We start from the raw sequence: 25,067 nt of genomic DNA on the forward strand, positions 1-25,067 counted from the left end.
CATCCTCTCCCTTATATCATGAATTGTAAGTACGCTCTCAAATAAAGTGCAACCTTAATCAGTGGAGATATTGCCCATCCCTACTGACTATTCCCCCATGCCAATCGGACTTTTACGGGCAACATGACTTCCACCTAACTTCTTTACTTCAGCCGAATTTAAAAGCGAATAAGCAGTATATAACTGCTACTAATAGAACATCCATTTTATTTTCATTATATGAACCGATCTACTTTACTATGAGCGCAAAATATTATATAAAAAAGGCCTCACCATAACTGGTGAGGGCCTTATCCTTGAATCGTCTTATTCATTTGCTTAATAGCAGACTTCTCCAAACGTGATACTTGCGCCTGAGAAATCCCAATTTCTTCGGCAACTTCCATCTGTGTCTTTCCTTGGAAGAAACGTTTTCGAATAATCATTTTCTCACGATCATTTAAACGTTTCATCCCCTCTTTCAACGCTAGTTCTTCAACCCACTGCTCGTCCTTTTGTTTTTCATCACTTAACTGATCCATAACAAAAATAGGATCTCCTCCATCATTATAAATCGGTTCAAACAATGAAACTGGGTCTTGAATAGCATCTAACGCAAAAACAATTTCTTCATGTGTCACTTCAAGAACTTTGGCAATATCCATTGCTGTCGGTTCTTTCGAGTTTTCAGCAATCAATTTCTCTCTTACTTGCAATGCTTTATACGCAATATCTCGTAACGACCGAGATACGCGAATTGGATTGTTATCACGCAAATATCTGCGTATTTCCCCAATAATCATCGGCACAGCATACGTTGAAAATTTTACATTTTGGCCTAAATCAAAATTATCAATGGATTTCATAAGTCCAATGCAGCCAACTTGAAATAAATCATCAACATATTCTCCTCTGTTATTAAATCTTTGGATGACGCTCAGTACAAGACGTAAGTTTCCATTCACTAATTTCTCTCTTGCGCTTATCTCTCCACTTTGCATTTCACGAAATAATTTACGCATCTCTTCATTTTTTAGTACTGGAAGTTTAGCTGTATCAACACCGCAAATTTCTACTTTGTTTCTCGTCAAAGTGTTCCCTCCTATCGGGAGTTGCTGTACAGTGTAAAGTATTTCCTTTGAAGGGGATTTTATGCATGTGGTTTTTCCATCATTTTTCACAAACATCATATTTCCTAATGCACAAAAAAGAATAGGACCAGTCTAAATACCGACTGGTCCTATTCTTCACACCATTTTATTAAATTCTTTTCGTAATCTTTTTATAATTCTTTTTTCCAAACGAGAAATATAAGACTGTGAAATTCCAAGCATATCAGCCACATCTTTTTGTGTCTTCTCTTCGCCACCAGCGAGTCCAAACCGAAGCTCCATAATTTGTTTTTCACGATCATTTAATTGATGCAATGCTTTCATTAAAAGATGACGATCTACTGTAGCTTCTAAATCTTTTGTAATAATGTCATCATCTGTACCTAAAACATCTGATAATAACAGTTCATTTCCGTCCCAATCAATGTTAAGAGGTTCATCAAACGAAACTTCCGAACGATTTTTATTATTTCGACGCAAATGCATTAAAATCTCATTTTCTATACAACGAGATGCATATGTTGCTAATTTAATTTTCTTTTCTGGATTAAATGTATTCACTGCTTTTATAAGACCAATTGTTCCTATACTAATTAAATCCTCAATATTTATCCCTGTATTTTCAAACTTTCTTGCTATATATACAACAAGCCGTAAGTTACGTTCAATAAGCAGTGACCTCGCCGCTTGATCTCCCTTTGGCAATTTATTCAAAAGAACTTCCTCTTCTTCTTTCGTTAACGGTGGTGGCAACGCTTCACTTCCACCAATATAATAAATTTCATCGGTCTTAATTCCTAATTTCAGCAATACTTTATACCAAAGGTATACCAAATAAAATTTTAATTTCATCATATTATCCCGCCTCTCATAATTAAGCTATTACCATCTTTTGCGAAATCAACATTTTCGGATGTACAATGCATTGATACTCTCCATTGCTAGATAATTGTTGTGTATTTAATCCAATCAATACTTTATTTACAACAATCGAACTATCTTCATGATAAACTTGCACACAATCTGGCTTAATTGCCCATAAAAATTGATTCTCTACTCCTACTGCTCGGAAAGGAATTAAACGCAGTTTCGTTGCCCATCCGGAATCATTTTCTGGTATTTGAGGAATTTCTGTTTTGGAATAAATTTGTTCTGTTAACCAAACTGGCAAACAATGTTCTAATGATGAAATATGCATAATCATAACGGGTGTTTTTGTTAACGGATCATAAAGTTGGTTCCCACTATCAATTAGACCTGCTAGTTCCAATTCCTCTCCAACTAATTGAATTTTCACTTTCACGATTTGATCATAGTGTATCTTTGTGACTTCTACGCTTTCTATACGCTTTTTAGAAAAGTAATAAATTACTGGAAAACCAAAAATCACAAACAACCAACTAATTGGATCACCGTAAGAAACTGATTTAGATTGAACTAATCCATTTACCATTTCGTTCGTTTGCAAAAAGAAATGAGTTCCAATTAATCCTCCACCAACCATAAAAGTGACAAAGTAAAAAGTAAAAACAGTTTGTGCATAATTTCTAAATGTTGAAAACCCAAATGCTGTATACACAATAAGTAACGAGTACAACAGTTTCATAATTGGATGTGTCATCATAGAAGCAAAAGGAGTAAAGGCGAAAATAACAATAGTTGAACCTATAAATGCTCCTAACACAAGCCTCCATCTTTTGATTCTCTTTTTTAACACGGTGGCTGTTAATAAAAGTAAAAGAAAATCAATGCAGGCGTTTAACAACCAAACAATGTCGGCGTAAACAACCAAACAATTCACCTCTTTTTTTAAGTTGAGACTAGTATAATGCATATCCAATAGGAAAGTGTGTCAATTGGTGGAGGGGTTTTTTTGTTATTTTGTGATTTCTAGACATAATCTGTCGGTAAAAAATAAAAGTGTATTTTTCATAGAATAATATGAATTTCTTACTTATATACATAATAATTGAATTATATGTAAGCAAATTTACATCCTCTTTCTCACAACTTCATCTACAAATAAAAAAAAGACCTGCTAAGCAGATCTTTTTCATTCCAATAATAAAAAAGGAGCATGAAAGCTCCTTTTCTTTTATCGTCTACGACGGTTACGTAAGAATGCTGGAATATCGATGTCATCTGAATCTGTATGACGATCATGCACAACCGGCTCTTCACGTTTCATTTCACGCTTAACTTCACGTTGTTTTGAAGGTTGAGCTACTGGTTGTTGTTGCTGTTGCGTGTGATTCGCAGTCGGACGAATAATTGGTTTTGGCGGCTGCGTCGCAGCACTATCATCAAAACCAGTTGCAATTACAGTGACAACAATATCATCTTTTAATCCTTCATTAATAACAGAACCGAAGATCATATTTACTTCTGGATCCGAAGCTGAAGCTACAATGTCTGCTGCTTCTTGTACTTCGTATAAGCTTAAGTTCGCGCCGCCCGTAATGTTCATAATAACACCTTGAGCTCCATCAATAGATGTTTCTAGTAATGGACTAGAAATAGCTTTCTTCGCAGCTTCAGCAGCACGATTTTCACCATTACCAGAACCAATACCCATTAAAGCAGAACCTCTATTAGACATAATTGTCTTTACGTCTGCAAAGTCTAAGTTAATTAAACCTGGTGTTGCAATTAAATCAGAAATACCTTGAACACCTTGGCGTAATACGTTATCAGCTTCACGGAATGCTTCTAACATCGGCGTATTTTTATCAACAATCTCTAATAAGCGATCGTTTGGAATTACAATAAGTGTATCTACATTTTCTTTAAATGCCGCAATACCAGATGCAGCTTGCGTCGCACGTTTACGTCCTTCAAATGTAAATGGACGTGTTACAACACCAACTGTTAACGCACCTAATTCTTTTGCAACTTGAGCAACAACTGGAGCTGCACCAGTTCCAGTTCCGCCACCCATACCAGCAGTTACGAATACCATATCTGCACCACGAAGTGCTTCTTGGATCTGTTCTTTACTTTCTTCCGCCGCTTTTTTCCCTACTTCAGGGTTTGCGCCTGCACCAAGTCCACGCGTTAATTTTCCACCAATTTGCATTTTTGTTTCAGCTTTTGATAGATTTAATGCTTGTGCATCAGTATTCACAGCGATAAAGTCTACACCTTGTACACCGTGTTCAATCATACGGTTTACAGCATTGTTTCCGCCGCCGCCGACACCGATAACTTTTATATTTGCTAATTGATCTTGAGTAGTATCAAACTCTAACATGTCGAAATCCCCCTAGAACCTCATTTTTCGTGTCCAATTTTAATCCCATAAATAACGGAATACACGTTTTACTTTTGACATCATACGGTCATCATTTTGATTATTATTGTTTTGATTACGAGTTTTTTGTTTCGCAGGTTGCTGTTGTACCGGCATTGGTGCTGGCACTGGTTCAAAATGCTCTTGCTTTTCCTGCACATTTTTTCCACGTAATTTAGCTTTTTGATATGAGTGTTTAATTAAGCCTACTCCCATTGTATATTGTGGCTCACGCACACCAATATAATCGGGAGTTGCTATACGAACATTTTCATGTAAGATATCATATGCAAGATCAAGAACACCTGGCATAGAAGCAATTCCACCAGTTAGTACATAGCCAGAAGCAACTTGCTTTATTCCTAACTTGTGCACTTCATCTTGAACAAACATTAAAATTTCCTCTACACGAGCCTCGATAATATCCGATAATTCCAATTGTGAATACTGTTCTGTTTGATCGCTTCCCATAATAGGAACCGTAAACATTTCTTCTTCAGATGCTGTATCATAAAAAGCATGTCCATATTTTAACTTAATTTGATCTGCATTTTCAGTTGAAGTTTTCAACCCAATCGCAATATCCTTCGTTATATGGTCTCCACCTAATGGTAATACGCTCGTTGCTTGTAACTCTCCATCTTTAAAAATAGATAAAGTTGTAGAGCCTCCCCCAATATCAACAAGGGCCACTCCTCTATTTTTTTCATCTGAAGATATTGCAACTGTTGCAGCCGCTAAAGGTTGAAGACAAATATCAACAATTTCAAGACCTGCTTTTTCTACACAACGAAGTAGGTTATGTAGTAAAGTTCTCGAGCCTGTAATAAGTGTACCTTCCATTTCTAATCTTACACCGATCATCCCGCGTGGATCGTTAATCTCGTCAAGACCGTCTACAATGAACTGTCGAGGTACCACATCAATAAATTCACGTTCAGGAGCAATTGACACAACTTGTGCTGCATCTAGAACGCGTAAGACATCTTCATTTCCGATTTCACGATCTTCATTTGAAACAGCGACTACTCCATGACAAGGAAGTAGCTGTACCTGGTTTGCATTGACACCCACTACAACTTGCTCAATGTGGATTCCCACCATACGCTCAGCTTGTTCAATTGCTTTTTTAATTGATCGAACAGTCTCATCTATATCGACTATCGATCCCTTCTTTAAACCATTTGATTTTACATTTCCAACACCAATTATGTTTAAGCTGTCATTAACCATTTCACCAATGATGACTTTAACATTGGATGTACCGATGTCAAGACTAACATATATTTCATTGCTGTTCATTCTTTGGCACCTCCTTCTTTATTTATACCATACAACTCAATATATGGAACAACAATCGCAACTTTACTATTTATAAGAAAAATATTCAACGTCTTTATACGTTTCCCTTTTTTAACCCTATATTTTTCTTATTTTTATTTAACATTCATTTAAGAATATCGCAGTAAACTGTGAATAACTGCTTATCTTGAAATAATTCTATTTCAAGTGTAAAGATTACCGCCAAGTATAAGTCTACACTAAGATGTACTCATAGAAAAGTGAAACTTGTACCAATCCTAGTATGAATCTAATAATTTTTACATATTTTTCATCAAATTAAGCATTCTTGCAAATTAGCATTCATATAAAAGAACATTCGTTTCATTTTATACGTAATAACGCAGTGAAAACTATCATTCTATTCTTTCTTTTCTTCAGCACCTAGTTCCTTCGTATAAGCCCCCACTTCTAAGTCAATTAATACCTTCTTACCAGGTTCAATTGTTTTTATAATAAGTGGATAAGCTTCCATTCGCTTTGCGAAATTTTGAATAGTAGTGCTCACTTCATATCCTTCATTCATATATAAAGTAAGATGATCTTCATTTGCGTTCGTTGGTGTATAACGAATTTCAGAAATAGACCTTAAAATAGTCGGCGTTAATTTTTCTAGTTCTGCAATTAACTCCTTCATTTTTTCCTCTTTAAACGGTTCAAAAATTGGTGCTGCAACTGGAAGTTTTCCATTTCGAAGTACATCTAGTGTTTTCCCATTTTCTAATAACGGTTGTAATTTCCCATCTTTGTTTATATAGCCGATGGTTAAATATTCTTCTATATGAACATCAATTTTGTTTGGGAAACGCTTTTTTACATTTACCGCTTTAATTTCTTTTCGTTTCGTTAAGTTTTCTTCTGCTTTATGTGCTGTTACTCGGAAATAACTCGTGTCATATGTCACACCTGATTCCTTCATAACTTGTTCATCTGTCATATAATGATTTCCAAACACACTTATCTTTTTTATATTACTAAGTGGAGACCGAAAGTAAATTAAAAAGAGTACTAATAAAAATAAAATCGATATGTATAAAATTAACCGATGATTAACAGGTTTTTTATTCTTTTTCTTTTGATTCTTTAGCTTTGGTACACGATCTTGTAGTTTAATCACTTTACTATTTTTCATGTACGATCCCCCTATGTAACATAAAAAACGGCATGTTCCTCATGCCGTTCTTATCTTCTTATTATAACATAAATGATAATGAGCGGAACGAATAACCGTTATCTTCCAATTATTTCTACTTCGGTATGCATATCAACACCAAATTTATCCTTAATTGTACGCTTTATCAATGCAATCAAGTCTAATACATCTTGCGCTGAGGCCACACCAGTATTAACAATAAAATTCCCATGCATTTCAGAAATTTGAGCCCCACCAATTGTATAACCACGAAGCCCTGCTTTTTCTATTAAATCTCCTGCAAAATATGGGACTGGATTTCGAAATATACTTCCTGCACAAGGATGATTCCAAGGCTGTGTTTCACGGCGATAATCTTTATTCTTTTGCATGCTTCTTACAATTTCCTTGCGTTCGCCTACCTCCAATTGGAATTCAGCTTCCAAAACAATACCAGGGCGCTTCGTTTGCAATACAGATGTACGATAAGAAAACCCCATTTCGGTATTCGTCAACCAATTAATTGTTCCATTTTCAAACAAAATACGAGCTTTCGTTAGTACACTCGATATATCGGACTTATGAGCGCCTGCATTCATATACACTGCACCACCGACACTTCCTGGAATACCACTTGCAAATTCCAAGCCAGCTAATCCCTGTCGACTAAGTAAAGTTGACAATTTAATAAGGGGATATCCAGCACCAACTCTTACTTTATGTTTTTCGACTTCTAAGTGGTCTAATCCTTCTCCTAAACGAATAACCACACCTTCTATACCTTGATCAGATACAAGAAGATTTGAACCACGACCAATTACAGTCCACCCTGCCTTGTACTTCTTTACTAACTTTAGCGTTTTCTCAATATCAGCAACATGCTTTGGCACAATTAAAATATCAGCTGGTCCACCTATTTTCATAGTCGTGTAACGCGCTAACGGTTCATTAGCTAACACGCGACCAACATTTGCTTCTAAAAGCTCTTTTACTAATTGTTCCATAGACAATCTCCCCCATATTAAGTCTCCTTATTACAGTAATATGCAGGGCGTTCACCTAATGTTATTTTTTAATAAGCTTGTTCATTACCTCATATAGCTTATTTGCTGCATCTGGAATACCAAGTTGCTTAGCAGCCAGTTTCATATTTTGTAATGTTTGTGTATCCAATAAAATTTCATCAATATCACGAATAAGCGTTTCAGATGTTAAATCTTTTTCAAGTAGCATTTTAGCTGCTCCTTTATCAACAACTGATCGTGCATTTTTTTCTTGATGATTATTTGTTACATACGGACTCGGAATTAATACACTTGGCTTTCCTAATGCCGTTAATTCTGCAAGCGTTGTAGCCCCTGCTCTTGAAACAACAAGATCTACACCAGTCAGTACCTCTGGCATATTATGAATAAAAGGTTTAATAATAACATTATTCGGATTCCCTTTTTGTTTCACAGCTTCCATAACTTTATCATAATGTACTTCGCCTGTTACATATAATACTTCGTAACTTTTATTCCCAAATTGTTCAATCGCTTCTACAAAAGCATCGTTAAGCGGTCTAGCCCCACGACTCCCACCAAAAATAAGCACGGATTTTTTAGAAAGGGATAGTCCTACCGAACGTTTTCCTTTCATTCCATTTTGGTCCAATACTTCTGATGCACGTGGATTACCTGTCATAACCACTTTTGACTGTGGGAAATGTTCTGCAGCTGCTTCAAAGCAAACTGCAACTTTATCGACATAACGACTTAAAAATTTATTCGTTACACCAGGTACACTATTTTGTTCATGTACAATAGTCGGAATACCTAATTTAGCCGCAGCATATACAACTGGCCCACATACATATCCACCCGTACCGATAACAATATCAGGATTAAAACGACGAATATATCGTTTACTATCTTGAACACCTTTTAGGAAACGCATCACCGTTTTTACATTATCAAGAGATATTTTCCGTTTAAATCCACTTATAACAATAGATTGGAACGGAATACCCGCTTTCGGTACGATGGTACTTTCTAATCCATTCTCTGTACCAATGTATAAAAACCTTGCTTCCGGATTTAATTTTTTTATTTCTCTAATTAAAGCAAGAGCTGGATAAATATGTCCTCCAGTACCCCCACCACTTACTAATACTCGCACTACTAATTCCTCCACTTCCCTGTTCTTATTCAATCGTATTTATTTCTATATACATATTGTATTTTCCACACATACGAAAAACCCTGTCTTTTAAACAGGGTTTAATAGCGAGAATGGCGACTTATATTCAATAATACACCTACTGCCATTAACATTAAGGTCAAACTTGATCCACCATAACTTAAAAATGGCAAAGTAATACCCGTAACAGGCATCAGTCCTGTTACAACACCAACATTAATCATTACTTGAATCGCAATCATCGCCACAATACCTACTGCTAAAAACGTACCATATAAATCTGGCGCTCCTAATGCTATACGAATCCCGCGCCATAGTAATAGACTAAATAATAATAACACAAATGAACCGCCAATAAAACCTAATTCCTCGGATAAGATTGCAAATATAAAGTCTGTTTGTGGTTCAGGTAAATAAAGAAACTTTTGTCTACTTTGTCCAAGTCCAAGCCCAAATAAACCACCAGGTCCAATTGCGAGTAACGATTGAATAATTTGAAATCCACTTCCAAGCGGATCCGACCACGGATCTAAATATGATGTGATGCGTTTCATTCGATATGGTGCTGATGCAATTAATCCTACAAATCCCGCTGCACCAAGCAAACCAAACATTGCAAAGTGAAAGACCCTTGCTCCCGAGATAAATATCATAATAATACATGTCCCAACCATTACCGTTCCCGTACCAAGATCTGGCTGTAACATAATCATCCCAAAAGCAAGAAATACAAAACTTAGAGCAGGTAGTAATCCACGTTTAAAAGATGTAATTAATTTTTGTCGTTCCGCTAAAAATTTTGCTAAGAAAATAATCATCGCGAATTTCATAAACTCTGACGGTTGAATGGAAAATGCCCCGATTCCAATCCAACTTCGTGCTCCCCCGCGAACGAGACCCACTCCTGGAATTAAAACGAGAATAAGAAGAACGAAACAAACTAGCAAAATTACTTTTGAATACGTGCGCCACACCCAATAATCAATTTTCATTATAAAAAACATAGCCACTACACCAATACTCGCAAACAACAACTGTCTTTTTGCAAAAAAGAATGAATCCCCCATTTTATAAGAGGCCCAAACTGCACTCGCACTATAAACCATAATCATTCCGATTGTTAACAACGCAAGTGTAACGATGATGAGAATAAAATCAGGCGTTTTCTTCATTATCCATGAACACCACCTCTTTAGGCAGAACCCTTTGCCCTATGTAACAAAACATCAGTAGGTGTTAGCCTACTGATGTTTTGATTTACTTTATATAAGTTTATGCACAGCTTGTATAAAAATGTCTCCTCTTTCTTCAAATGTTTTAAATTGATCCCAGCTTGCACATGCTGGTGAAAGAAGAATTACATCGCCATCCGTAGAATGAGCGTAAGCTTTCACTACTGCCTCACCTAAAGTATCGACACTTTCAATTACATCTAATCCTGCTTTTTCAGCCGCTCTTACTAATTTTGGCGCAGTTTGTCCAAATGTTACAATCGCTTTGACATGTTTAAAGTATGGAATTAAATCGTCAAATTCATTTCCGCGATCAAGTCCGCCAGCTAATAAAACAATCGGTTGTGTAAATGCAGACAATGCTTTTTCTGTTGCTAGCATATTCGTCGCTTTTGAATCATTATAAAACTTACGATTATTAATCGTTGTTACATATTCTAAGCGATGCTTTACACCTGTAAAACTTTTTAACACAGCAGTAATTGCTTCATTAGAAACACCTAGTAGCTTCGCAATACTCATCGCTGCTAAAATATTTTCTAAATTGTGCTTACCAGGTAAAACAATATCGCTTACTTCAACCACTTTTTCGCCTTTAAAATAAAGAGCGTTTTCTTTTATATATGCACCATCTTCAATTTCTTTCGTAGTCGAAAATAGTACTTTTTGTCCTTTACTTTGTGCCGATAACGTCATTACATCTGCATCATCCGCATTAATTACACTATAATCTGTTTCAGTTTGGTTTTTGAAAATATTCGCTTTTGCCAAACCATACTCTTCCTTCGTTCCATGGTAATCTAAATGCGCTTCAAATAAATTTAAAAATGCAGCAATTTTAGGTTGGAACGTCTCTACTCCCATCAACTGGAATGATGAAAGTTCTGTAACTACAACTTCATTTTCTTTTGCAGCTTGTGCAACTTCACAAGCTACTGTTCCGATATTTCCCGCAATAACAGGGTGCTTTTTGCCTTCTTTTAACATTTCAAACGCAAGCATTGTCGTTGTTGTTTTACCGTTAGATCCCGTAATTCCAACAAATGGAGCTTCTGAAATACGATATGCTAATTCAACTTCAGTGACAATCGGAATTTGCTTTTCTTTCGCCGCCACTAGTAGTGGATTAGAATATGGAATCCCTGGATTTTTTACGATAAGTGAAATGTTTCTTTCCAACAATTCTAACGGATGTCCACCACAAACAACATCCATACCCTTCGCTTGCAATTCAGCTGCAGGCACGTTACCCGCTAATGGTTTCCCATCATTTACAATAACGTTTGCACCTAATTCGTTTAATAAAGCAGCTGCTGCATAACCACTTTTAGCAATACCTAATACAAGAACATTTTTATTTTCAAATTCAGTTATAGTTTTCAATTACATCCACACCCCGATATAAATTCCTAACACAGCTAGTAAAAATCCTACAGACCAAAACGTTACAACAACGCGCCATTCTGACCAACCACATAATTCATAATGATGATGTAATGGACTCATTTTAAAGACACGCTTTCCTGTTGTTTTGAACGAAATAACTTGGATAATAACAGATAAAGTTTCTGCTACGAATACACCGCCAATAATAACGAGTAACAATTCTTGTTTTAACAAAATCGCTACAGCCGCAATTGCTCCCCCTAAAGCTAGAGATCCTGTATCGCCCATAAATACTTTCGCTGGATTCGCATTGAATACTAAAAAGCCTAGTACAGCTCCTACAACTGCCATACAGAAAATCGCTACACCAAATTGTTCTTGAGCCACAGCAATAATACTAAATGCCCCGAATGCAATAGCAGCTGTTCCTGATAATAAACCATCTAAACCATCTGTTAAGTTAACCGCATTCGATCCACCAATAAGCATAACTAATACAAGAACAAAGTATGCCCAGCCTAATTCGAATTCAACATCCGTTCCTGGAATCATAATATAAGTGTGAAATGCTTGCCCTTTTCCAATTAAAAAGAATGCAATAGCAATTACAAGCTGACCAATCAATTTTTGTTTTGATGTTAAACCAAGATTTCTTTTCTTAACTACTTTTATATAGTCATCTAAAAATCCGATTAATCCATATCCAAATGTAACTAATAATAATAATGATACTTCTGCACCTAAATTGTTAAATTTAATCGCCATAATGAGCGTAGTTACCATCATGGATACATATATGACAATACCACCCATCGTTGGTGTCCCTGATTTCTTTTGGTGTGACTTCGGTCCTTCGTCACGAATACTCTGTCCGAACTTTAACTTTCTTAAAAATGGAATAAATAATGGCGAAAGGGCAACAGAAATTAAAAATGCTACCCCGGCCGTTACTAATAAACCTTGTTCAAGCACATGTAGTCCTCCTCTCATGCTGTTACTCTTTGTTGTTTAAACGCTCCGTGATTGCTTCTTTAGCGACTTCACGATCGTCAAAATGATGAACTTCCTTACCAATAATTTGATATGTTTCATGCCCTTTACCAGCAATAATAATTATGTCAGCATCTTTTGCTTTAGCAATTGCACAATGTATCGCTTCTTTTCTATCAATAATTACCTCGTAATTATTCCCATTTGCACCATTTACCATATCATCTAAAATAGCCTTCGGATCTTCACTTCTTGGATTATCTGATGTATAAATTGCATGCGTTGCATATTCTGTTGCGACACTTGCCATTATCGGTCTTTTCGTTCTATCTCTATCACCACCGCAACCAACGATACAATATACATTCCCTTTTGCAAATTGTTTTGCTGTTTTAAGTACGTTCTCTAAGCTATCAGGTGTATGTGCATAGTCAACAATAACTGTGTAATTTTGTCCACCATCAACAACTTCAAAACGTCCAGGAACACCAGCAAGCTCTTTAATTACACCAATAATTGTTTGTAAGCTCACTCCTGAAACAAGACCTGCTGCTGTAGCAGCTAACACGTTGTATACATTAAACTTACCAATTAATTTCATCGTAACATTGACAGTTTCATACGGTGTTACAAGTGTAAATGTTGTACCGCCACTCGTCATTACGATATCTCGTGCCATAATGTCGCTTGCAACATCTATACCGTATGTTACAACAGTAGCTGCTGTACTTCTCATATACTCCTCTGCTACTGGATCATCACTGTTTAATATAGCGTATTTTTCACGATTATGATGATAACTATTGCCAAGCTGTGCAAAAAGCAACCCTTTCGCATGTTTATATTCTTCCATCGTTTTATGATAGTCTAAATGATCTTGTGTTAAATTCGTAAATACTGCAACATCATAATCACATCCGTGTACACGGCCAAGATCTAAAGCATGAGACGAAACTTCCATTACTGTGCTATCCACACCTTGTTCAACCATTTTTGAAAACGTCTGTTGAAGTGTTAGTGCATCTGGTGTTGTATTTTTCACCTCAAATGTTTCATCACCGATTTTCATATTAATCGTTCCAATTAGCCCTGTTTTATGACCATGTGCGCGCATAATTTCATCCATAATATGCGATGTTGTTGTCTTTCCATTTGTACCTGTAATACCGATTAAATGTAACTTGTGTGTTGGTTGGCCATAAAAATAATCAGCTAAAACCGCTAGCGAACGAAAAGTATTTTTCACAAGTACAACTGGAACGTCAACATCAATTGGTCTTTCCGCAACAATAGCAGCCGCTCCTTGTGCGGCTGCTTGCTTAGCAAAGTCATGGCTATCAACCGTATATCCTTTCATACATATAAATAAGCTTCCCTCTTTCACTTTACGTGAATCCGCTTCAATAGATGTTATTTCTGGATTTTCTTTTGGAACAACTGGAAAATCATGCAAACATGATAAAAGTGTATGCAACTTCATTTCACTAAACCCTCTCTACATTGTTTATTTATCTCTTATTTTAGCAAGTAACACGTTACCTCCTAGTTATATAAAAATAGGAGGTAAGTGCTACTATAGTCTAATCAATAGATTTATTTATTAATGAGACACATATCGTCTCAAATAAAGCAATTTTCTTATAAAAAACTCACTTCCACCAATTGTACCATAAAACACAATCAGTTACCTTTAATTCCCGAAGTAAATTCTAACTTTTGAACCCTCTTTTACTTTAGCTCCTGCTTCTGGTGATTGTTTAATTACTTTCCCACCATCACCACTTATATCAAGCTTCAAGTCTACAAGTTGCGTTTGTAAATCTTTCTTTTTCATACCAATTAAATTCGGAACTTCCACAGTTGGTGTATCGCCCCATTTATATTCTTTCTCAACTTGCTCTTTTCTCGGTTCCACTCCCATTACAGGAAGTGCGTCACGAAGAATATTCCCAACAATAGGTGCTGCTACAACTCCACCAAATTGAGTGACTCCTTTTGGGTTATCCACAGCTACATAAACAACAATTTGCGGATCGTCGGCTGGAGCAAAACCGATAAATGATACAATATAGTTATTATCTAAATATTTTCCGTCTTTTACCTTTTGAGCAGTTCCAGTTTTTCCACCTACACGATATCCATCAATATAAGCTCCTTTACCAGAACCTTTCGCTACAACATTCTCTAATGCGTAACGAACTTTCTCTGAAGTTTCCTTGGAAATAACTTCCCTTTTCGCAACAGGTGTCTTTTTGCTGACAACTTGATTATTCTTCGGATCAATAAATTCTTTCGCTATATATGGCTGATACAAAGTTCCACCATTTACAGCGGCCGCCACAGCTGCTACTTGTTGAATCGGTGTAACAGAAACACCTTGCCCAAATGAAGTCGTCGCTTGCTCGACTGGACCAACTTTATCTAAATTAAATAAAATCCCGCTACCTTCACCTTGTAAATCAATTCCGGTCTTCTGTCCAAACCCAAAATTGCGAATGTATTTAAACAATCGATCTTTACCAAGACGATCACCGAGTTCAATAAATCCTGGGTTACAAGAGTTTTGAACTACCTCTAAAAACGTTTGGCTACCATGGCCTCCAGCTTTCCAACATCGCAATCTAGCTCCACCAACTTCAGCTGCCCCATCATCATAAAACGTATCTTTCTCTAAGTCTACTAAATTTTCATTCAAGGCTGCAGCTAATGTAATAATCTTAAATGTTGACCCTGGCTCATACGTACTCCATACAGGTAAGTTTCTGTTATATACTTCCGGAGAAACACTTTGAAAATCTGCTGGATCAAAACTTGGCCGACTTGACATACCTAAAATTTCACCATTTTTCGGATTCATTGCAATTGCTATCATACCGTCGGGATTATACGTCGATTCTGCAATATTCATTTCTCTTTCCATAATCCTCGTAATGCGGGCATCAATTGTTAACCCTAAATTCAAGCCGGCTTCTGGTTTTTTGAAATCATCTCCAACGTTAGGCATTCTCTGTCCTTTCGCATCTGCAAAAAATCGCACATGACCTTTATCGCCATTTAACTCTTTATCATAATATTTCTCTAGTCCCATAAGCCCTTGATTATCACTGCCCGCAAATCCTAATACGTGTGATAAAAAATTACCGAATGGATAGTACCGGATAGAATCCTCAGCGATATACACACCCTTTAAACTTAATCCGCGTACTTCTTTCGCTTTGTCATGCGATATTTTCCTTCCGCCTTTATCAAGCCTTACAATCGACTCTTTTTTTGTAATCCGCGTATAAATATCATCTTTTTCCACACCTAATACTGCAGCTAACTTCTCTGCAGTCTCTGCTGGTTTTTCAATTTGCCTCGGCACAACAAAGACGGTCGGTGCACTTTTATTCGTAGCAAGCTCCACACCATTTCGATCTAAAATCTTCCCTCGCTCTGGTTCAAAAGTAATATTACGACTCCATGAATCCTTCGCACGATCTGTTAACATATTTCCAAGAAAAAATTGCACATATCCAAGACGAATATCGATGATGGTGAAAATGAGTATACCCGATATAAGTATAAAAATAAGTCGTTTCCTAACTGTTACATTTGATACACGCATATTGGAACAAGCCTCCCTTACGCCTAGCTTGTTCCAATATATGCTTGTACTTATTTAATTAGAACTTCTTCCCTATTACCATTATGGCTTTTCCGCTTCTTGCTGTGGCTCAAGTGGTGGTACGAGTGTTACACCTAGTTCTGTACCAGGTTGCAACAATGTTCCTTCCGCCACACTTTGTTCCGTTACATATCCTGTACCAGAAGGTTTTAAGTTAAGCTTTAATGTTTTTGCTAAATTCATAACATCACGCAGTGCCCATCCCTGTATATTTGGCATTGTAGGCTTATCTCCTACTAAGAAGACTCGATCACCTTTTAATGTTTGTTCAGTTGCTTTTGGCACTTGCTGCTGTACTTTCCCTTCACCTAATACAATTGGACGAAGTTTTGCTTTATCAATTGCTTTTTTCGCTTCATCCATCGTTTTTCCTGTTACATCAGGAACGACAGTTTGTTGCTCTTTCACATATTTCTTCGGATCCTTTACTTCATTTGGCTTAATCTTTAAATACTCTAAACTATTTTTCGTTACATATTTAAAGATATCAGCTAAAGGTTTAGCCCCGTTTTCATCATCTTTTAATTTCGGCTGTTTAACGGCCACATACACAACAAGTTGTGGATCGTCCATCGGTGCCATACCTAAGAATGAGAATATATAATTCTCTCTTCCTGTCATATAGCCACCTTTCCCGTCAGGAATTTGTGCTGTACCTGTTTTACCACCGACTGAATAGCCATCAATTTTATATGCAGTCCCTGTTCCTTTCGGTGATGTAACAACACGTTCTAGTAATTGTCTTACTTGCACGGCTGTCTCTTTGGTAACAGGTTTTCCTACTTCTTCTGGTTTATGCTCTAACTGTACTTTACCTGTTATTGGATCCACAATTTTATCAACTGTATAAGGTTTCATCATTTTACCATCATTTGCAATCGCTGTTGCAGCTTGTACAAGTTGAATTGGTGTAACTGTAGAACCTTGTCCAAATGCCGTTGTTACTTGTTGTATTTGTTGATCAAATAAAATTGTATTTGACCCTTCACCAGATAAATCAATGTTTGTTTTCTCATCTAATCCAAAACTGTGAATATATTTTCGAAAACGCTCTGCACCAAGTTTTTGATCCCCTAAAATTGCGAACGCTACGTTTGAAGATCGCTCTACCCCTTCATCAAAAGTAATAGAACCCCATCCAGCGCCGCCGTTATGATCTTTTATTTTGCGATTACCAACTTGATATGTACCAGACTGATAAAAATCTTGCCCATTGTATACACCTTCATTAATGGCCGCCGCTAATGTGAAAATCTTCATTGTTGATCCCGGTTCAAACGCATTTGCAATGGCGTCGTTGAAGAAATATTTAATTTGACGATCATTAGGGTCATAACTAGGTTTACTAGACATCGCTAATATTTTCCCTGTCTTCGGATCCGCAACAATCCCTATTAAATTTTCTGGTTCATAATGTTTACTCGCTTCTTTCATTGCGTCTTCTAAATAACTTTGAATACGTTGATCAAGCGTTAAATACACATTATCTCCATTTTTAGGTGCCTTTACATTCACTTTCCCACCGTCAAGAGATACTCCTTTACGGTCACCTGTATAAGCTACCTCACCATTAGAAGCACCTAAATATTTATCCAAACTCTTTTCTAAGCCAAATTGACCGACTGAGATTCCATTTTCATCAGGTTTCGCATGACCTATGACGTAAGATGCGAAATCACCGTTTGGATAAACTCTCGCATTTTCGGTAATAAAAGATATTCCCGGCAATTTCAATGCTTCTATTTGTTCTTTCTTTTCTTTCGTCAAGTCCTTACCCAATGTTCCAAATTCCACTTGACTTTTGCCTTCTTTATTTAAAGTAGCTAAAATTTTATCTTCATCTTTTCCGAGTACTCCTGCAATTTTCTTTGCAGTATCCTCTTTATCCTTAACGGCGTTGGCTCCTTTTAACTCGGCTACAAGTTTATAAGAATTTGCATCTTGCGCTAGGACATGACCATTTTGATCATAAATGGTTCCTCGATTCGCTTCGAGAACTCCCTTTTTACTATGTTTCTGCTCAGCAAGTTTCTTTAAATCATGATTGTCCACTGTTCCTGTTACTTGTATGTAAAAAAATCGGGCTAATAACAGCAAAAAGAGCAGGAGGAAAAATATCATAAAATAACCTGCTCCCTTATTGGTATGAAATTTGGTCATATTTCTCTTCATCTTTTCTTCACACCTATTTGCCTTACTTTAGGCCTTTCACGTTATTCGCATTAATTTCTAGCCCGTGTTTTTTTGCAACTTCAGCGATACGCTCATAACGACTTAACTTCTCTACTTCAGCCTGCAATTCTTGATTTTCCTTTTGTTTTTTCACAATTTGTTCTTCTATTGTCGCTGCTTCTACATTCACTTGATAAAGACCCGCTTTATTCCCAATAAAAGCTACACAAGCATATAATAAAAACCCAATAAACGTTACATACAATAGCTTTTCAATTCTTGTAATTTTCGCTTTAACTTTTGGCTTAACCATCTGCTGTGGCGGCGTTTGAATTGTTACCTCTTCTTGCGCCTGTTGTTTATACTTTACAGCTAAATTAGTCATACCTCTCTCTCCTTTTTATCGTTTTTCAGCGATTCTCAACTTCGCAGAACGCGCTCGATTATTTTCTTCTAATTCAATGTCAGAAGGTAAAATCGGTTTTCTTGTAATAAGCTTTAATTTCGGTTTAAATTCATCCGGAATAATAGGTAGTCCCGGTGGTAATTGTGGCGTTGTGCTATTTCGCTTAAACGTCGTTTTACAAATACGATCTTCTAAGGAATGGAACGTTATAACACTAACTCTTCCACCAGGCTTGACCATATCAATTGCAGACTCCAATGCCTCTTCAAATACTTTTAATTCATCATTTACAGCAATACGAATCGCCTGGAATACTCGCTTCGCAGGATGTCCACCTGTTCTACGTGCCGGAGCTGGAATACCTTCTTTAATTAATTCTACTAATTCTCCTGTCGTTTCAATAGCCTTATTCTCGCGATACGCTTCAATTTTCCTTACTATTTGCTTTGAAAATTTTTCTTCGCCGTATTGGAAGAAAATTCTTACGAGTTGTTCATATGACCAGCTGTTTACAACATCATATGCTGTTAATGGGGCATCTTGATCCATCCGCATATCTAACGGTGCATCATGATGATAACTAAAGCCACGCTCTGGTGTATCTAATTGTGGGGATGAAACACCTAAATCGAATAAAATCCCGTCTACTTCTGTGATACCTAATTCATGTAGTTTTTCAGATAAATAACGGAAGTTGCTCTTCACTGTTATAAATTGTTCACCATAAGAAGAAAATTTTTCCTTTGCATTTTGAATCGCTATTTCATCTTGATCAAATGCTATTAATTTTCCACCATCTGTTAGCTGGGATAATAAATAAGAACTATGTCCTCCTCCACCCAGTGTACAATCTACATATGTACCACTCGGCTTTATATCTAAGCCATCTACTGTTTCTTTCAAAAGTACTGTTACGTGTTTGAACATTGCTGCACCTACTCTTTTTCCAATTAATTATGTTAAATACATTTCTCACTCTACAAACATTATTTACTACTAGAGGATGAAATGCTAATAAAGAACGACTCATTTAACTTCCAACAAGGTAGCCTGCTATACAAATCGCTATTTTATTTTATTATATACTAAATTTTATCATTTTTTGCGGGAATTTAAACAAAAACCTGTCGAAAAAGATATTAATCCGTTTACATTTTGTGCTATTTTGTTATATATATAAACCTGGTACATAGCGATTCATTACACCAATATAAGATAGATAATTCAGAAATAATTCACTTCACAGTTAATTCAACGGAATAAAAATAAAATCCTGCTCAAAAGAGCAAGATTCTATAGTTTTATTACATGATGTTTTCCGTCCCACAAAAATGATTGTTCCATTACCTGGTCCACAAAATCAAGACCGAATTGATTTAAATAATAACAAACATTCCACACACGTTCTTGTGGTGCTCCTAATGGACGAAGCGCAAATTGCACCCGTCGGAATTTATTTAGTTGAACCTCATGCTTCTTCTCAACATTTCTTTTCAACATTTTTTCTAACAGTTCAATTTGTTCATTAATTTTCAGTTCATTTTTCCCTGCAAACTCATTTAATCCTGGATCTATTTTTTTCACGAATAGTTGTAATGATGTATGAATATCCATTATTTCTTTTTTCGCTTCTAGAAATCGTTCGTCTATCGGTTCCTCTATTTGATTAGAAAGCCAATTGTCACGCAAATTATCTACTTTATTTAGAAATGGATCAATTTCTTGCAAATCTAAATCGTATAAATCTGTCGCTATATCTCGCTCCATATAAGTAATCGTAAGCCGAGGAACGACAGGTGGCATTTGGAAACCGACAGTATGAAACACTTGTTGCAATTCACTCCAATAAGCCAACTCCCCCGGACCACCAATAAACGCTAACGTAGGAAACACATACTCTTGCATAAGAGGACGCGTTACAACATTATTACTAAAACGTTCTGGACTTCTTTCCATCTCTTCCATCAATTCTTCATACGAAAATGAATGCACTCCATCTTTCCCAATAAACTTCCCCTGATTCTCTTCAAGTAATACTCGCTCATTATCAATTTCCATAAATATATGTACTGCATTTGCCTTCGTTTCAATAATCGGTTTAAATCCTAATTCCTTAATTACTTCCTGTTGATTATGAAGGCCTACTTGAATTTCTTTATATTTACTTATTATTTGTTGTAAAAACGGTACTTCTAATTTTCTTAATGCAGGGTGATGGGAATCTACAAGAATTAAACCAGAATTTACGAACATTTTTGTAATAAGGTGCGCAAAGAAATCTACATATGTATGCGATTTATCTAAAGCATCCTCAACAAATTGTAATACATCCTTTGTAAAGTTCGTTTCCGGATATGTTTTAAAAATCTCTTCAATCCATTTTCTACAGTCTTCAATAGAAAGCTCTGACTCAGAAGCACTCGCTTTTTTCGGATGGCGATCATGAAAAATGGTCTTTTTTATTTTTTTATTTTTCGTTACAAATGTATGATTAATTTCATCCATATCATGATCTTCACCAGCAATCCAAAAGACCGGAACAACTCGAATCCCTAAGCTCTCTTCTTTTTCTTTTGCAAGCTGTAAAATCGAAATGACTTTATGCACTGTATAAAGTGGTCCAGTTAACAATCCAGCTTGTTGTCCAGCTATAACTACATATGTATTTTCATCTTCAAGCGCTTTTATATTTTGAATTGTAGATTCTCCCGCTTGCAATTGTGTATTATATTCTAATAAATGCGTTACTAAATCTTGACGGAAAAACTCTCTCTCACGTAAATCATGTAAACGCTGTTTAAAAGCATCTTCTGTTAACAAATAGTCAAAACATGACTCTATCTCTTTTTTACCGTTCACATAGTCCGCTACAACACCTTGTAGTGGAACAGAGATTTCTTTTATCTCCATATAATTCTCCCTTTCGTATCCTGTTCTCTCACCAACCCACATTGTAGTCAATGTTTCCCGTAAAAGCAAAGAAAAACACTTATAATTCCATCCCTTTTATTGCATCATACAAAAATTGAAGTGTCGGAACGGATTGGTGTCGTCCCTTCGCTTCTTCTAATACGTATCCGACAATCGCATTAATTTCCGTTTGTCTATTCTCTCTTACATCCGCTAACATAGATGATGTATTACGAGCTGTTTTTTCACATACTTGGCATACCATTTTCCATACCATTCTTTTGTCCTCTTCTTTAATAAGAAATGCGACTTCCTGAAATACTTGCTCCATCATTTGATAAAAAAACGGATTTGAAATTAACTCTCCGTTCTCAACCCGTAATAATGCGGTCAGTGGATTAATACATACATTCACCACTAATTTATTACACATAATCCCATTCCAATCATCTTCTACTTGAATTGGAAAATAATGAGAATAAAAATGATTCAACACCTTTTCAAAACCATTAGATTGACCACGCACTACACCAAACTTTGTAACACCTATTCCAGTATGATGAACTGTATGTTGCCCTTCTTTTTTCGCACCATGCTCCACGATCCCAACCGCTATACGTTCATTCCCTAATTTTTGCATAATGTGAAGGTGAGACATTCCATTTTGCAAAAAGATTAATGACGATTCAGCCTGCACAAAAGGTAATATGTCAGTTATATGATACTGCTTTACAGCAATAAATGTATAATCCAACTTCTCATCTCGCATACTTTCTATCGGTAACACAGTTGGAAATACCGTTTCACTTTCCCCATTTCTAATACAAGTTACACCTGTTACATTCAATTCCTCAGCCTGCTTAGCCGTCCTTGTAAACAACGTAACATCTTGATTGTTTTTTTGTAAATAAAATGTATATAGGAGACCAATAGCCCCTGGTCCAACAATTCCAATTTTCATCCTCACACAAGGAACTTATATTAAACAAGTGATGTAAGTTCCCTTGCTCTTCCCCCTTTACAGCTTATTAAATTATCTTTTAACAAATGCAACCTCTTCTTTCACTATGTATATACTACTTATATACATAGTTCTACTCTTAGTTTAGCAAATCCTCAAAAAAATAATGAAAGAAATATTCTATCTTCTTCATAAAAATTTAAAAATGAGTTATAATATTATTATAAATATTTTAATTTTTCTGCATTCAACAAGATATGAAAAGGATGTGATGTAATGGGATTCCCAAAAGTTGAGCGCTTGCTCATCAATTATAAAACATTAGATGAATTTAAAAAGTTTAAAGGTTGCGGAGCTCAAGAGCTATCCATGTTGGAAGAATTAGAAGCAAACATTATTGAAAATGATAGCGAATCTCCATTTTACGGTATTTATTACGGAGGATCGCTAATCGCACGTATGAGTCTATACATGAAAAGGAACGGCGGAGAACCATTTGAAATTACAGGACCTTACCTAGAACTTTATAAACTTGAAGTGTTACCGACTTTTCAAAAACAAGGATTCGGACAAATACTTGTTAACTATGCGAAGCAACTGAAATTCCCAATTAAAACGATAGCACGTATCCATTCAGCTGGTTTTTGGGATAAATTAAGTTTCCAACCAGTATCAGTAACTGATGGCGATTTTTATATTTGGCTTCCAGAAACAAATATGAATGCGGTTACAAATGGAGAATCTGCATAAGAAATAAAAAAAAACAGCTGCGTAACAGCTGTTTTTTTATTTCTTTACCTTCTCTAATTTCCCATTCGAGCAAGCACCATTTCTTTCCGCTACCATTACACTTCTTTTTTGATCGATATAATCAAGTAATGTTCTATATTCTTCCTCATATACTGATAATCGCTCCAGAAGACGTTCTCGCTCTGTTTGTAACGATTCAATTTGTTGTTGCAACACCATTAAAGAGTTTTCATCTTTATAATTTCGTAAGAAATCAATAACATCATTCAACGTAATAGATTTCGGCTCTAATACCTTTGTCTCTTTCACTTCATAATTTTCTACCTTACGAAGTTGCTTTGCTTCTTCAATACGTTCTTTATACTGCTTTCTAACGTAAGAATTCCACCTAAATCCACAAGCTGCAGGTGTACGAGACAAATGTCTCCCCACTTCTTTAAAAGCAGACAGTTGGGTCCCACCTTCACGAATATGCCGGAGTACTACTTCTGCCAGAAGCAAATCTTCATCATCAGTCCAAGCATCTTGTCTTGTTGTCGCCATCTCTCTAGTCCTCCCTATGCATTTTTTATTAAGCATATGCAGTTACTAGAAAAGATAGAATACAACAAATAAAGAATAAGACAAAAAAAATAAACGCAGAAGATATCTTCTACGTTTATTTCCCCGCAATTACTTGCTGATTACTTCTTTACCTTTGTAAGTACCGCATGCTTTACATACACGGTGAGCTAATTTCGCTTCACCACAGCTTGGGCACTCTACCATACCAGGTACTGATAATTTGAAATGCGTACGACGCTTTCTTTTTACTGTTTTAGAAGTTCTTCTAAAAGGTACAGCCATTCTTCCCACCTCCTTAAAAGAAATAGTTATTTTCATATGAAGGCCTAAACCAGTCTTCCGATTATTTGTCAAAAAACTTTGCAAGTCCTGCTAATCTTGGATCAACAGTCTTTTCTTTGTTTTCTTCCGAAATCACTTGCCAGTCTTGACCTTGCATCGGTGCTCCACCAGAAACATCATCACTGAAAATTTGCATTGGAATCTCCAAAAGTATATTTTCCTTGATTACGGGCAGTAAGTCAAGTACTTCTCCTTCTAAACAATGAATTTCAGCTTCTGTTTCAAATTCTTCTTCTGAAGTTTGGAACACCTCAGTTGTTTTAATGTCAAATGGTAATGTCACATCTACTAAAGAGCGAGAACATGGTAAAACCATGCTTCCAGTTATATGTAGATGAAACGTAAACTTACCGGAGCCAAAATCAACTCTTCCTGTTACATGAACGGGATTAATTTCACGAATATCTTTCTCGACCTCTTTTAGCTCACTTACATCTACCATTTCATTCAATGTCAATCCTTTATTTCTCAATTTATTCAATTGATGGATGGACCATTTCATATCATATCACCTCAAGGCAACAAACAAAATTATAGCTAGCCATTTTATATTTGTCAATGTTTTTTCTTTACACCTCTAAAGAAGCATTGTGTCCATTATGTGTTAAAACGTGCGTTTTTGTCCAGCTATATTTTCTATTTTAGACAAAATG

General features: G+C 36.1%; 22 protein-coding genes. 1 reads left to right on the top strand and 21 read right to left on the bottom strand.

Annotation, left to right across the window (positions count from 1 at the left end):
* Positions 1–290: 290 nt before the first annotated feature.
* The 18 genes from sigG to panE all read right to left on the bottom strand — a co-directional run bounded on the left by sigG (position 291) and on the right by panE (position 22,764).
* Positions 291–1,070 (bottom strand): RNA polymerase sporulation sigma factor SigG, encoded by a 780-nt coding sequence (sigG, locus tag ACP6L7_RS16040; RefSeq protein ID WP_000197755.1) that lies wholly within the window; start codon positions 1,068–1,070, stop codon positions 291–293.
* Between the two features lie 156 nt (positions 1,071–1,226).
* Positions 1,227–1,946 carry an RNA polymerase sporulation sigma factor SigE gene (gene sigE / locus ACP6L7_RS16045; RefSeq protein WP_000976948.1) on the bottom strand — a complete coding sequence of 240 codons (720 nt, stop codon included), beginning with the start codon at positions 1,944–1,946 and terminating at the stop codon, positions 1,227–1,229.
* A 19-nt stretch (positions 1,947–1,965) separates the two neighbouring features.
* Complete coding sequence (gene spoIIGA, locus ACP6L7_RS16050) at positions 1,966–2,883, bottom strand: sigma-E processing peptidase SpoIIGA (RefSeq protein WP_141533251.1); 918 nt, start codon at positions 2,881–2,883, stop codon at positions 1,966–1,968.
* A gap of 303 nt (positions 2,884–3,186) precedes the next feature.
* Positions 3,187–4,341, bottom strand: coding sequence for a cell division protein FtsZ (gene ftsZ / locus ACP6L7_RS16055; protein WP_097830915.1), 1,155 nt, complete (start codon positions 4,339–4,341; stop codon positions 3,187–3,189).
* Positions 4,342–4,380: 39 nt separating this feature from the next.
* On the bottom strand, positions 4,381–5,682 hold the full coding sequence (gene ftsA / locus ACP6L7_RS16060; protein WP_097830914.1) for a cell division protein FtsA: 1,302 nt from the start codon (positions 5,680–5,682) through the stop codon (positions 4,381–4,383).
* Between the two features lie 400 nt (positions 5,683–6,082).
* Positions 6,083–6,853: a cell division protein DivIB gene (divIB, locus tag ACP6L7_RS16065; protein ID WP_097830913.1), complete on the bottom strand. Its 771-nt coding sequence runs from the start codon at positions 6,851–6,853 to the stop codon at positions 6,083–6,085.
* A gap of 98 nt (positions 6,854–6,951) precedes the next feature.
* Positions 6,952–7,857 carry a UDP-N-acetylmuramate dehydrogenase gene (gene murB, locus ACP6L7_RS16070; RefSeq protein WP_097830912.1) on the bottom strand — a complete coding sequence of 302 codons (906 nt, stop codon included), beginning with the start codon at positions 7,855–7,857 and terminating at the stop codon, positions 6,952–6,954.
* Between the two features lie 61 nt (positions 7,858–7,918).
* The gene (murG, locus tag ACP6L7_RS16075) at positions 7,919–9,013 is read right to left on the bottom strand and encodes an undecaprenyldiphospho-muramoylpentapeptide beta-N-acetylglucosaminyltransferase (protein ID WP_097830911.1); all 1,095 of its coding nucleotides are present in this window, start codon (positions 9,011–9,013) and stop codon (positions 7,919–7,921) included.
* 101 nt (positions 9,014–9,114) lie between these two features.
* Positions 9,115–10,206, bottom strand: coding sequence for a stage V sporulation protein E (gene spoVE / locus ACP6L7_RS16080; RefSeq protein WP_000753514.1), 1,092 nt, complete (start codon positions 10,204–10,206; stop codon positions 9,115–9,117).
* A gap of 90 nt (positions 10,207–10,296) precedes the next feature.
* Positions 10,297–11,649 carry a UDP-N-acetylmuramoyl-L-alanine--D-glutamate ligase gene (murD, locus tag ACP6L7_RS16085; protein WP_097830910.1) on the bottom strand — a complete coding sequence of 451 codons (1,353 nt, stop codon included), beginning with the start codon at positions 11,647–11,649 and terminating at the stop codon, positions 10,297–10,299.
* A complete protein-coding gene (gene mraY / locus ACP6L7_RS16090; protein WP_097830909.1) occupies positions 11,650–12,624 on the bottom strand; it encodes a phospho-N-acetylmuramoyl-pentapeptide-transferase in 975 nt (324 codons plus the stop codon). It abuts the gene before it with no gap.
* A gap of 22 nt (positions 12,625–12,646) precedes the next feature.
* Complete coding sequence (gene murE, locus ACP6L7_RS16095; RefSeq protein WP_097830908.1) at positions 12,647–14,122, bottom strand: UDP-N-acetylmuramoyl-L-alanyl-D-glutamate--2,6-diaminopimelate ligase; 1,476 nt, start codon at positions 14,120–14,122, stop codon at positions 12,647–12,649.
* Between the two features lie 210 nt (positions 14,123–14,332).
* A complete protein-coding gene (locus ACP6L7_RS16100; RefSeq protein WP_002121911.1) occupies positions 14,333–16,249 on the bottom strand; it encodes a stage V sporulation protein D in 1,917 nt (638 codons plus the stop codon).
* Positions 16,250–16,330: 81 nt separating this feature from the next.
* Positions 16,331–18,481, bottom strand: coding sequence for a penicillin-binding protein (locus ACP6L7_RS16105; protein ID WP_097830907.1), 2,151 nt, complete (start codon positions 18,479–18,481; stop codon positions 16,331–16,333).
* A gap of 22 nt (positions 18,482–18,503) precedes the next feature.
* Complete coding sequence (ftsL, locus tag ACP6L7_RS16110; protein WP_097830906.1) at positions 18,504–18,866, bottom strand: cell division protein FtsL; 363 nt, start codon at positions 18,864–18,866, stop codon at positions 18,504–18,506.
* 15 nt (positions 18,867–18,881) lie between these two features.
* Positions 18,882–19,814: a 16S rRNA (cytosine(1402)-N(4))-methyltransferase RsmH gene (rsmH, locus tag ACP6L7_RS16115; protein ID WP_097830905.1), complete on the bottom strand. Its 933-nt coding sequence runs from the start codon at positions 19,812–19,814 to the stop codon at positions 18,882–18,884.
* Between the two features lie 366 nt (positions 19,815–20,180).
* On the bottom strand, positions 20,181–21,797 hold the full coding sequence (gene bshC, locus ACP6L7_RS16120; protein WP_097830904.1) for a bacillithiol biosynthesis cysteine-adding enzyme BshC: 1,617 nt from the start codon (positions 21,795–21,797) through the stop codon (positions 20,181–20,183).
* Between the two features lie 79 nt (positions 21,798–21,876).
* Entirely contained in the window at positions 21,877–22,764 is an 888-nt protein-coding gene (gene panE, locus ACP6L7_RS16125) for a 2-dehydropantoate 2-reductase (protein ID WP_097830903.1), read from the bottom strand.
* Between the two features lie 270 nt (positions 22,765–23,034).
* Between panE and ACP6L7_RS16130 the strand changes: the two genes are divergently transcribed.
* Entirely contained in the window at positions 23,035–23,508 is a 474-nt protein-coding gene (locus tag ACP6L7_RS16130) for an N-acetyltransferase (protein ID WP_097830902.1), read from the top strand.
* Between the two features lie 36 nt (positions 23,509–23,544).
* Here the strand turns inward: ACP6L7_RS16130 and ACP6L7_RS16135 are convergent, their stop codons facing one another.
* The 3 genes from ACP6L7_RS16135 to ACP6L7_RS16145 all read right to left on the bottom strand — a co-directional run bounded on the left by ACP6L7_RS16135 (position 23,545) and on the right by ACP6L7_RS16145 (position 24,916).
* Positions 23,545–24,051: an RsfA family transcriptional regulator gene (locus tag ACP6L7_RS16135; RefSeq protein ID WP_097830901.1), complete on the bottom strand. Its 507-nt coding sequence runs from the start codon at positions 24,049–24,051 to the stop codon at positions 23,545–23,547.
* A gap of 129 nt (positions 24,052–24,180) precedes the next feature.
* Complete coding sequence (gene rpmF / locus ACP6L7_RS16140; protein ID WP_001984764.1) at positions 24,181–24,354, bottom strand: 50S ribosomal protein L32; 174 nt, start codon at positions 24,352–24,354, stop codon at positions 24,181–24,183.
* A 61-nt stretch (positions 24,355–24,415) separates the two neighbouring features.
* Positions 24,416–24,916 carry a YceD family protein gene (locus ACP6L7_RS16145; RefSeq protein ID WP_000872151.1) on the bottom strand — a complete coding sequence of 167 codons (501 nt, stop codon included), beginning with the start codon at positions 24,914–24,916 and terminating at the stop codon, positions 24,416–24,418.
* Positions 24,917–25,067 lie beyond the last annotated feature (151 nt).

Origin of the sequence: Bacillus silvicola (genome assembly GCF_050524305.1) — a bacterium.
Classification (GTDB): domain Bacteria; phylum Bacillota; class Bacilli; order Bacillales; family Bacillaceae_G; genus Bacillus_A; species Bacillus_A cereus_AT.

What these genes read in the sequence shown, in the direction of transcription:
- sigE (WP_000976948.1), bottom strand. Translation starts at nt 1,946, where the DNA reads ATGATGAAATTAAAATTTTATTTGGTATACCTTTGGTATAAAGTATTG.
- ftsZ (WP_097830915.1), bottom strand. Translation starts at nt 4,341, where the DNA reads ATGTTAGAGTTTGATACTACTCAAGATCAATTAGCAAATATAAAAGTT.
- ftsA (WP_097830914.1), bottom strand. Translation starts at nt 5,682, where the DNA reads ATGAACAGCAATGAAATATATGTTAGTCTTGACATCGGTACATCCAAT.
- divIB (WP_097830913.1), bottom strand. Translation starts at nt 6,853, where the DNA reads ATGAAAAATAGTAAAGTGATTAAACTACAAGATCGTGTACCAAAGCTA.
- murB (WP_097830912.1), bottom strand. Translation starts at nt 7,857, where the DNA reads ATGGAACAATTAGTAAAAGAGCTTTTAGAAGCAAATGTTGGTCGCGTG.
- spoVE (WP_000753514.1), bottom strand. Translation starts at nt 10,206, where the DNA reads ATGAAGAAAACGCCTGATTTTATTCTCATCATCGTTACACTTGCGTTG.
- murE (WP_097830908.1), bottom strand. Translation starts at nt 14,122, where the DNA reads ATGAAGTTGCATACACTTTTATCATGTTTGCATGATTTTCCAGTTGTT.
- ACP6L7_RS16100 (WP_002121911.1), bottom strand. Translation starts at nt 16,249, where the DNA reads ATGCGTGTATCAAATGTAACAGTTAGGAAACGACTTATTTTTATACTT.
- ACP6L7_RS16105 (WP_097830907.1), bottom strand. Translation starts at nt 18,481, where the DNA reads ATGAAGAGAAATATGACCAAATTTCATACCAATAAGGGAGCAGGTTAT.
- ftsL (WP_097830906.1), bottom strand. Translation starts at nt 18,866, where the DNA reads ATGACTAATTTAGCTGTAAAGTATAAACAACAGGCGCAAGAAGAGGTA.
- rsmH (WP_097830905.1), bottom strand. Translation starts at nt 19,814, where the DNA reads ATGTTCAAACACGTAACAGTACTTTTGAAAGAAACAGTAGATGGCTTA.
- bshC (WP_097830904.1), bottom strand. Translation starts at nt 21,797, where the DNA reads ATGGAGATAAAAGAAATCTCTGTTCCACTACAAGGTGTTGTAGCGGAC.
- ACP6L7_RS16130 (WP_097830902.1), top strand. Translation starts at nt 23,035, where the DNA reads ATGGGATTCCCAAAAGTTGAGCGCTTGCTCATCAATTATAAAACATTA.
- ACP6L7_RS16135 (WP_097830901.1), bottom strand. Translation starts at nt 24,051, where the DNA reads ATGGCGACAACAAGACAAGATGCTTGGACTGATGATGAAGATTTGCTT.
- rpmF (WP_001984764.1), bottom strand. Translation starts at nt 24,354, where the DNA reads ATGGCTGTACCTTTTAGAAGAACTTCTAAAACAGTAAAAAGAAAGCGT.
- ACP6L7_RS16145 (WP_000872151.1), bottom strand. Translation starts at nt 24,916, where the DNA reads ATGAAATGGTCCATCCATCAATTGAATAAATTGAGAAATAAAGGATTG.